Below are 7427 nucleotides of genomic sequence, written 5' to 3'. Positions count from 1 at the left end.
TATAATCCCATCAGAAGACATTCTGCCCTCGGGTATAAATCGCCGGTGCAGTTCGAGACGGCGAACCGTAAATTAATGACAGAACCTCTCCACTAAATAAGGGCAAGTCCAATTCGTGAAGGAATAGCTTGGCTGGAAAAGAACCCAGCGAAGATAAAAGCCAAGAAAAATCTTTTAAACGGGCATGAATATCAGCGGCTCATGTGCACTGATGGAAGGGAACACATTGTCATAAGAGACGTCTATGTTGAAGGCGCGTCGCGTTCATTTAGCGAAGATATTATTTCAGACGATGAAGATGAGATTGTGGTTATTGATCCTTGCGAATGTCGCTGCATCCGTCAATTGGCAAGGATTAAGGAGATAACTTTTAACAGGACAAATGCGCTGCTCGGCGATGGAGTTAGCCAAGTAGAAAATTTTAGGATCGCTGGCAAGGCTGGTGATCTTCAATACCTTAAACGATCTATCGATTATCATTTCTTTGGTTCCATAGGGGCAATGAAGTCAGGGGAGGTTCCTCCGCGTTTCGATGATGACCAATATCGAGACAATCGAAGATTGATATCCGATAGATATTTTGAGAGCGCATTGAAGTCGGGTGCTGTTTTGGCGAGAACTAATTCGACAGTTCAACCAAGTTCTGAAGTCGCTAATGAGCCATATTTATTGGGAGAAGATGAAAGCTGTGACTATCAGCCATTAACCAGCCGTCTTGATGATGCACAGTCGCATTTGGCAGCATTATATCCTGTCGGTGATATTGTCAGCGAAGGCGAGCTTAAGGTTCCGCTCGGATCGCACTCCGTTAGCAGGTATTGCAATCCCACCTTGTGGAAGTTTCATAATGAAGAGCTTCGACAAGCCTTATTAACGATTGATGCTGGTCGCTCGTTTATAATTGAGGGAGGGACTGGAAGCGGCAAGACTGAGATGATCCCGATGATAGTCAATTATTGCTTGGCGAGCGGAAAAAGAGTGAAGGTCATGGCTGGCACTGACACACTTGATGTTATTGAAAAGCGATGTAACGCATTCATGACTGAGGAAGTCAGACATAAAATTCCCATGGGCTGGGCACGTGAAGAGCACTATTTGATTTTTGGGCCAAAACCTGAACCCGAACAGAAACCTCGATCAGCAGGTATATTTTCCGCCTCGGGCGCATCCCGCATTGAAAATGATTTCATTCGACCGGTCGATGATTTAACGGATGTTCTGATTATCGACGATGCCTCACGGCTCAGCTTTGAAATCAGTTCGTTTTATTCTCCGTTCCAACTGGTCATTCTTGGCGATCCTGCGCAGATCTGCTGCCGTAACTCCGCTTTTGACGTTGCTCGTGCATCGGGATTTTCTACGTTGCATCTACGCAAAAACTATCGTGCGATTAATCGCGATCTGCTGACGTGGTCAAATATATTCAGTTACGATAATGAACTCGAAATGCAAAGCAGGGGCAGTCGTCGCAGTGAAGTGCGTTATATGGCGGTCGGGCACAAGCGTGGTGGAGTTAGCAGAGCCGAGGTTCGCGCAGTAGTAAACGCGGCTCGCAGGCTATCTTCACAAAGAGGCACTTTGGGTATTGTAGCTTTTGGCCAAAAACAGCTCAATGCAATTAACTCTGCGCTTCATAAAGCGGGAATTCGTGATTTGGCTTTCACTGGCTTACCCGAGGACGTCCAGGGGAAGCAGGCCGATTACGTGTTGGTTTCGCTCAATGTTGCTTTAACGCCAACCGGTCGGCTTCCACTTGAGATTGAGGGACTTGAAGATGAGCAATGCATCGCAAAAATGAATGTTGCTCTTTCACGGGCTCGTTGGAAAACAGTTCTTTTCTCCGGTCTTTTGGCAACCGATATCGATTTGCGCGTAGCAACTGACGCGCAAACGCTAATAGCCTCTGTGCTTCAAACCTTTGAACAATTGCCTTCTCAAAAAACGCTGAAAAACAACAGCTTTTATTTTCTGGAGTAGAGGTGCATCAATGGTCTATTGAAGAGATAAAGACAAATTACACATATGGACGATATTAATTATGCTCGAAAATTGGTCGTTTAATATCTTTTTCTGTACTCGGTACGTGCAAGAGATCAGGTGTAAAGAAGCTCAATATCTACGTAAGAATCATTTCTAAAAGGTAAGGTTCTACGTAACGACAGAAAACAGAAGCCCCAACGCTCTTCCCAAAACGCCGGGGCTGCACCACCCGCATGATGAGTGCGTCTCTATCGGGTGGTGCATATAGGGGATATAGTGCGGATGCAGTCCAAAAGGAGGCCAAGAAACGTACAAGCATGGCCGCCGTGGAACTTTTGAAAGCATTCATCAAATCGATACACTTAGTGTTTTTCGATGTACGGGTCTGATTATATCAGTTTGAACTCGCTTGAACGAGATATTGTTCATAAGTTCCTAGCTTTTCAGCCTCGCTGATTTTCAAGCTGTTTATTCGCATCCATGCGTGTGCGCACACTTTGGATGAACGCATCACTTGCTTTGAGCATCGCTTTAAATCTGCGACCACGAATGTAATTACAAACGCGATTGGTGAGGAAACCTCCGCCAAAGATTATCACGAACCAACCGAACTTGTTCACCGGTGCCCCAATGAACAAATTCCATGCAACGAAGATCGCAAGTGCGATTGGTGCAAAACAACCCAGCCAATAAAGGATGTTAACGGGTTTGTGGATTGCAGTGCCGCTCAATATCGTTTTGTTATTGGCATCCTTGTTGAAGAAGACCAGTTCTGTATCTGCGTTTCCCTCAATGCATCGCCCACCGACGGCGATTAAGGCAACCTGATGTCCCGGACGCATGGGCATATCACGGTGTATGCGAACGTGATGTTCTTCTCCATCCTCTTGTTTAAACCATACATCGCGCACGACGTTCACGGATGACGAAATGGAATGAGAGCCACTGCCTCGTCCGTTATTGACACTGACATTGGTTTGGCCGCTCACATGCGTATCACTGCGCTGATCGGTTGCAACGATCGTGCCGGTGATGGCCATGAAGTGATAAACACCGCTGCCAATTTTGATGTCTTCTGTGATAATCATGCTTGAAAGTCCCTCATCGTATTGGAATAAGCTCAAAGAGTGGTGCTTCTGCTTCATCTGCAGTGCTTTGTGAGCCGTTATGAGCTGGAAAAATCGTGCGTGGTGATTTCGTGGATGAGCTTATCTTCGTGATCTGTTCGCGACCGACGCGATAAACCGCTTCACTCAAACATCAGGAAATCTTCAGCGCTTATGTCGGCTTTGTTAAAATCGAACATTGAAGCACTGGCGTAGCTATTGGGTTCAGTAATCCGAATGAGGTTGTCGATGAATTGCAGCAAAAGCTCTTTATCCAGCAATCTGGTATTGATGATACTGACAGCCAGATATCCATTTCTGGTGAGAATAAAGACGTTTTGATCATAATAGCGTGCAGTCTCAACGCCGTTTGCGAACACCATTTGCATCGTGTAGGCGATGAGCGGTTTAAACTTCGGCTGCACAAAATATGGCGGCTCGATCAGCGCGGCGGTCGTGACGATGCCGTCTTCTTCTGATTGTTGACTTGCCTCTTCCTGCAACTGCTTAATGATGCCGGGCAGCAGGGTTTTTTCCACGAGCGTGTTAGAAATATAGCCTGAGCGAATTTCGTCGGACACGATGATGAATTCAGTGATATTTTGCGGATTGACGAAAGCGGCTTTAAGCGGTGGGCAGGCTGTATATTTTGCGAGTTCTACAAGATAGCGGCATGCCTGCGTGCTGTCTTTGCTCATCATATAATTTTTAAAGCCAAATGCATCAAGCGGATCAGCAGGCCGTTCGATCTTGATTTTATTGCGTCTGAAATACTCATACTGCTGCTTTGTCAGGTTTGACCTTTTTGGGGGAATGTCGAAACTGCTGATTGAACCCCAATCCGTTTGAATCGGTAATGACAGAGGCTTAAATCCCTCTTTCAACACCTGTTTTACGCCATCAAGATTTTGCGCAAATCCAGCCGTGACCATGCTGCCTAACAGCAGAGCCAGAGTGACAAGGAAGCGAACTGTTTGTTTGTATGTTGTCATTATGACCTCATGGAAATAGGTGTGAAGCTGGCTGTTTTATTTGCGCTCAAAAGGACGCACGAAGCCGTTAGGTCGCTCGGTTCTTTCGACAACCGTTTGGAATCTTCGGAACGGATTTTTGGAACTACTAAATGGCTAGGTGCTTTTCACTGCTGCTCTAACCAGTATTTTCAAGAGGAGGTGCGCCTTGCAGATAGACATTGAGATCCTGCCAGGGCGTGCAAATTTCCATTGCCTTGTTTTTTATCTCTGGGGTGGAATGAACAATTAAGAACGTCTTTGGATCATAAGCCTTGGCACGAATTGCAATCGTATTTGCCAACTCTGGTCGACTACACGACTGAGTGGTTTCGTTTGCGCACGAATAATCAGATTGGCAGCAATGACGGCTGTCGTGCCCCGTGTCACTTGGTCGTGTCAGAAATTCTGGATTTAAAAAGACATTATCGAAAGGCGCAGTACTGCGATGAATTTCCGCGCTTTGTGATGGCATGCAAATATTCATTGTTTCCTCCCGCCCTAACGACAGGGGTAGAAAACGCAAGCTTTTGAAATGCCGACTGAGGCGTGTCTTAAAGCCGGTTCCCAGGAGCATCCGCGGGACGCCCCCGCTTCATATGCTCATTGACCCCTTGGTGATCGGGGAGGTCGAAACCGTACCAGACGGCCCTGTGGCCTTTAGCCGGAGGCCTGTTGCATACGCCACAGGATCCCCGACCGTAAGGTCAAAGAGTGTGGTGCTGTAACGGCCAGCACCAACCGCTGGTAGGAGTTTCGACGCTCCAAGGCAGATGCGTTCTGCCTCAACAAAGACGTTATGCGCAAAGGTGAGCAAGATGCAAGCGCAGAAACATCGAATGGATTCAAAAATAAGATCAATTGCGTAACAAATGTGATCTGCCTGTTGCCCATCGAAATGCTCAAGTTGAACTAAGCTGCCTACAGACAATTATTATTCACGAAGAAATTGTTGATCGAGAACTGAGCCGTCTTATTCTGTACGTGCGATATAAAATCCTAAACGGCGCAAATGCCACCGACGTCGATACAACACTATTTTGAATCCGTTGGTGCCGAATGATTCAAAACATTCATTGGATATTATATCAGCGATGAATCACATTCCTTTGCATGAACAACGCAGTTTCAAGGCACGTCGATTTGCAGCGACGAGATCCATCACAGAACATGGCCCGTTTTTATGGCTTGTCTGTGCAGCCAGATCTGTTTGGCATCTGGGTGTTAGCACGTAACTGGGGACGAATAGGCAGTTTTGGTCAATCAAAATGCCAATCATTTGAGAATGCCCAAGAGGCTTGCTCTGCACTTGATCGCTTGCATCGTCAGAAATTGAAACGCGGTTATAGGCTGGTTGGTTGAGCCAGTGTTGTTTCGGCAATTATTCTTTGCTGCTTCTGTGCATCTTCGCCCTTGATTTGCTCTACTAATTTTTGGTCAATTGATTTGAACACGTTGGATAAGCCGCGCAGCTAGAGCAAGCCAGGACCAACATCGCGCTTGACGCTGGTAGTAGGGTTGTGAAGGCCTAGGCCGTAGCAAACGCTCACTTTTATATGACGAAAAATCCCGATAGGGGTTAAAACTGATGCTGCTCATAATAATGAGCATAGAAGTTCCCGATCGGTTCTTTTCTAGTATCATTCCCCTAATCATGTTATAAAATCATCCCGATAGGGGTGATGTTCATGATTTCAGTAGATACCGTGACAGAATTAGGTCGGCTGATCCGCGAGGAACGTAAAGCGCAGAAACTAACACAGCTTCAACTCGCTGGGTTGGTTGGGGTAGGGGTGCGTTTTGTTCGTGAGCTTGAAGCTGGCAAAGAGACCTGTCAGATTGGTCGGGCGTTTCAAGTCATCTCAACTCTTGGTCTAAGCATAGCAGTGACTGGACGTCGGGATATTGGGCGATGAGTAAGCATCTCGACGTCTACTTTGACACAATCAAAGCTGGAACGCTTTCACAGGAAACTGACGGTGCATTGAACTTTAGATATAGTCAATCCTACCTTGTCGATACAAAATCTCGTGCGATATCGTATAGCATGCCGCTGGCTGATAATGCTTATAACGATAATGTCGTTCGACCGTTTTTTTCAGGACTTTTGCCTGATGAGGGTGCGCGGCAACGCCTTGCGGGTGCCCTGGGTATTTCTTCAGGAAATTCATTTGGGTTGCTCGAAATTATAGGCGGTGAATGTGCCGGCGCGTTGTCCTTGCTCGATGTGGGCAACTCACCATCGATTGAAGAAAGCCATGGTATTGAATTCCTTAACGATGAGCGCCTCGTCGAAATCATAGGGAAGCTTCGAGAGCGTCCACTTTTGGGTGGTGAAGAGGGCGTGCGACTTTCCCTTGCTGGGGCACAGGATAAGTTGGCCGTCTGCGTTCGAGGGGAAGAAATAGGGCTCGCTAAAGGTGGCTTGCCGACCACACATATTTTAAAACCCGTTATTCAATCGCTGGAAGGTACGGTTGAGAATGAACTATTTTGTTTGAAACTTGCTGCACGCTTAGGGCTGCCCGCAGCACGAGCAAAAATGCAAACCCGGGCAAATGTTTCGTTCCTGCTGGTTGAACGTTACGACCGAAAGCTATCTTCAGACGGTGTTATCACAAGACTTCACCAGGAGGACTTTTGTCAGTCATTGAGCATCCCGCCCGAATTGAAATATGAAGACGAAGGTGGACCTGGTACGGAGCGCTGCATTGATCTTATCTCGGCAGCATCGCACTCGCCGGCTCTTGATCGATTAAACTTTATACGAATGCTGATTTTTCATTATCTCGTCGGCAATGCTGACGCACACGGGAAAAATTACGCCTTACTTTATAAGGATAAGACACCAGAACTCGCACCGTTATATGATGTGGTCTGCACGGCCGTATATCCTAAACTTGCAAAACAAATGGCTATGCGTATCGGTGAGCGCAACATCGCTGATACGATACACCTTAAGCATTGGCACAGCCTTGTTGCAAACACGCGTGGTGCACAACGCCTGCTTGAAAGTGATATGGCAAAATTGTCATCCAAGATCTTGCAACAAGCCGATGCACTTCTAACTGAGTTTGATCATATGGGTATTCGACATGAGATCTTATTGAGGATTAGATCTGTCATTGAAACTCGTTCGACTTTTATGGCACGTATACTGAAATAGTTTGTATTCAAGAGTTCTTGTTCCATAATTTACATTATGCGACTTACTCCTATAACGGCGATATACAGATGCGACACATGGGCAATTTAGAGATGCGACATTTTTTGTATCTCTTGCCCTTTTCAAATCGAACGCGGAAAGGAAGACTAGGTTTTCAGCTGCAAA

At 46.4% G+C, this 7427-nt stretch carries 7 protein-coding genes; 4 read left to right on the top strand and 3 right to left on the bottom strand.

Going from position 1 to position 7427, the window contains the following annotated elements:
• The first annotated feature begins 201 nt into the window (after positions 1-201).
• Entirely contained in the window at positions 202-1977 is a 1776-nt protein-coding gene (locus ABE530_RS19150) for a DEAD/DEAH box helicase family protein (protein ID WP_499695655.1), read from the top strand.
• Between the two features lie 446 nt (positions 1978-2423).
• Here ABE530_RS19150 and ABE530_RS19145 read toward each other — a convergent pair whose 3' ends face one another.
• From ABE530_RS19145 to ABE530_RS19135, 3 genes are all read right to left on the bottom strand, one after another.
• Complete coding sequence (locus tag ABE530_RS19145) at positions 2424-3125, bottom strand: hypothetical protein (protein WP_499695654.1); 702 nt, start codon at positions 3123-3125, stop codon at positions 2424-2426.
• A 104-nt stretch (positions 3126-3229) separates the two neighbouring features.
• A complete protein-coding gene (locus tag ABE530_RS19140; RefSeq protein ID WP_499695653.1) occupies positions 3230-4078 on the bottom strand; it encodes a hypothetical protein in 849 nt (282 codons plus the stop codon).
• 157 nt (positions 4079-4235) lie between these two features.
• Positions 4236-4583: a hypothetical protein gene (locus ABE530_RS19135; RefSeq protein ID WP_499695652.1), complete on the bottom strand. Its 348-nt coding sequence runs from the start codon at positions 4581-4583 to the stop codon at positions 4236-4238.
• A 626-nt stretch (positions 4584-5209) separates the two neighbouring features.
• On the opposite strand from ABE530_RS19135, the gene ABE530_RS19130 reads away from it, so the two are divergent.
• From ABE530_RS19130 to ABE530_RS19120, 3 genes are all read left to right on the top strand, one after another.
• Positions 5210-5458 (top strand): WGR domain-containing protein, encoded by a 249-nt coding sequence (locus tag ABE530_RS19130; RefSeq protein ID WP_499695651.1) that lies wholly within the window; start codon positions 5210-5212, stop codon positions 5456-5458.
• A gap of 326 nt (positions 5459-5784) precedes the next feature.
• The gene (locus ABE530_RS19125) at positions 5785-6012 is read left to right on the top strand and encodes a helix-turn-helix domain-containing protein (RefSeq protein ID WP_499695650.1); all 228 of its coding nucleotides are present in this window, start codon (positions 5785-5787) and stop codon (positions 6010-6012) included.
• Positions 6009-7262 (top strand): type II toxin-antitoxin system HipA family toxin, encoded by a 1254-nt coding sequence (locus ABE530_RS19120; protein WP_499695649.1) that lies wholly within the window; start codon positions 6009-6011, stop codon positions 7260-7262. The genes ABE530_RS19125 and ABE530_RS19120 overlap by 4 nt, the downstream gene beginning before the upstream one ends.
• The last annotated feature ends 165 nt before the right edge of the window (positions 7263-7427 follow it).

Source organism: Brucella sp. TWI559 (assembly GCF_039674265.1).
Classification (GTDB): Bacteria; Pseudomonadota; Alphaproteobacteria; order Rhizobiales; family Rhizobiaceae; genus Brucella; species Brucella chromiisoli.
The sequence above is the reverse complement of the archived record's forward strand: the minus strand, read 5'-3'. Positions and strand labels throughout refer to the sequence as shown.

What these genes read in the sequence shown, in the direction of transcription:
- ABE530_RS19150 (WP_499695655.1), top strand. Translation starts at nt 202, where the DNA reads ATGTGCACTGATGGAAGGGAACACATTGTCATAAGAGACGTCTATGTT.
- ABE530_RS19145 (WP_499695654.1), bottom strand. Translation starts at nt 3,125, where the DNA reads ATGAAGCAGAAGCACCACTCTTTGAGCTTATTCCAATACGATGAGGGA.
- ABE530_RS19140 (WP_499695653.1), bottom strand. Translation starts at nt 4,078, where the DNA reads ATGACAACATACAAACAAACAGTTCGCTTCCTTGTCACTCTGGCTCTG.
- ABE530_RS19135 (WP_499695652.1), bottom strand. Translation starts at nt 4,583, where the DNA reads ATGAATATTTGCATGCCATCACAAAGCGCGGAAATTCATCGCAGTACT.
- ABE530_RS19130 (WP_499695651.1), top strand. Translation starts at nt 5,210, where the DNA reads ATGAACAACGCAGTTTCAAGGCACGTCGATTTGCAGCGACGAGATCCA.
- ABE530_RS19125 (WP_499695650.1), top strand. Translation starts at nt 5,785, where the DNA reads ATGATTTCAGTAGATACCGTGACAGAATTAGGTCGGCTGATCCGCGAG.
- ABE530_RS19120 (WP_499695649.1), top strand. Translation starts at nt 6,009, where the DNA reads ATGAGTAAGCATCTCGACGTCTACTTTGACACAATCAAAGCTGGAACG.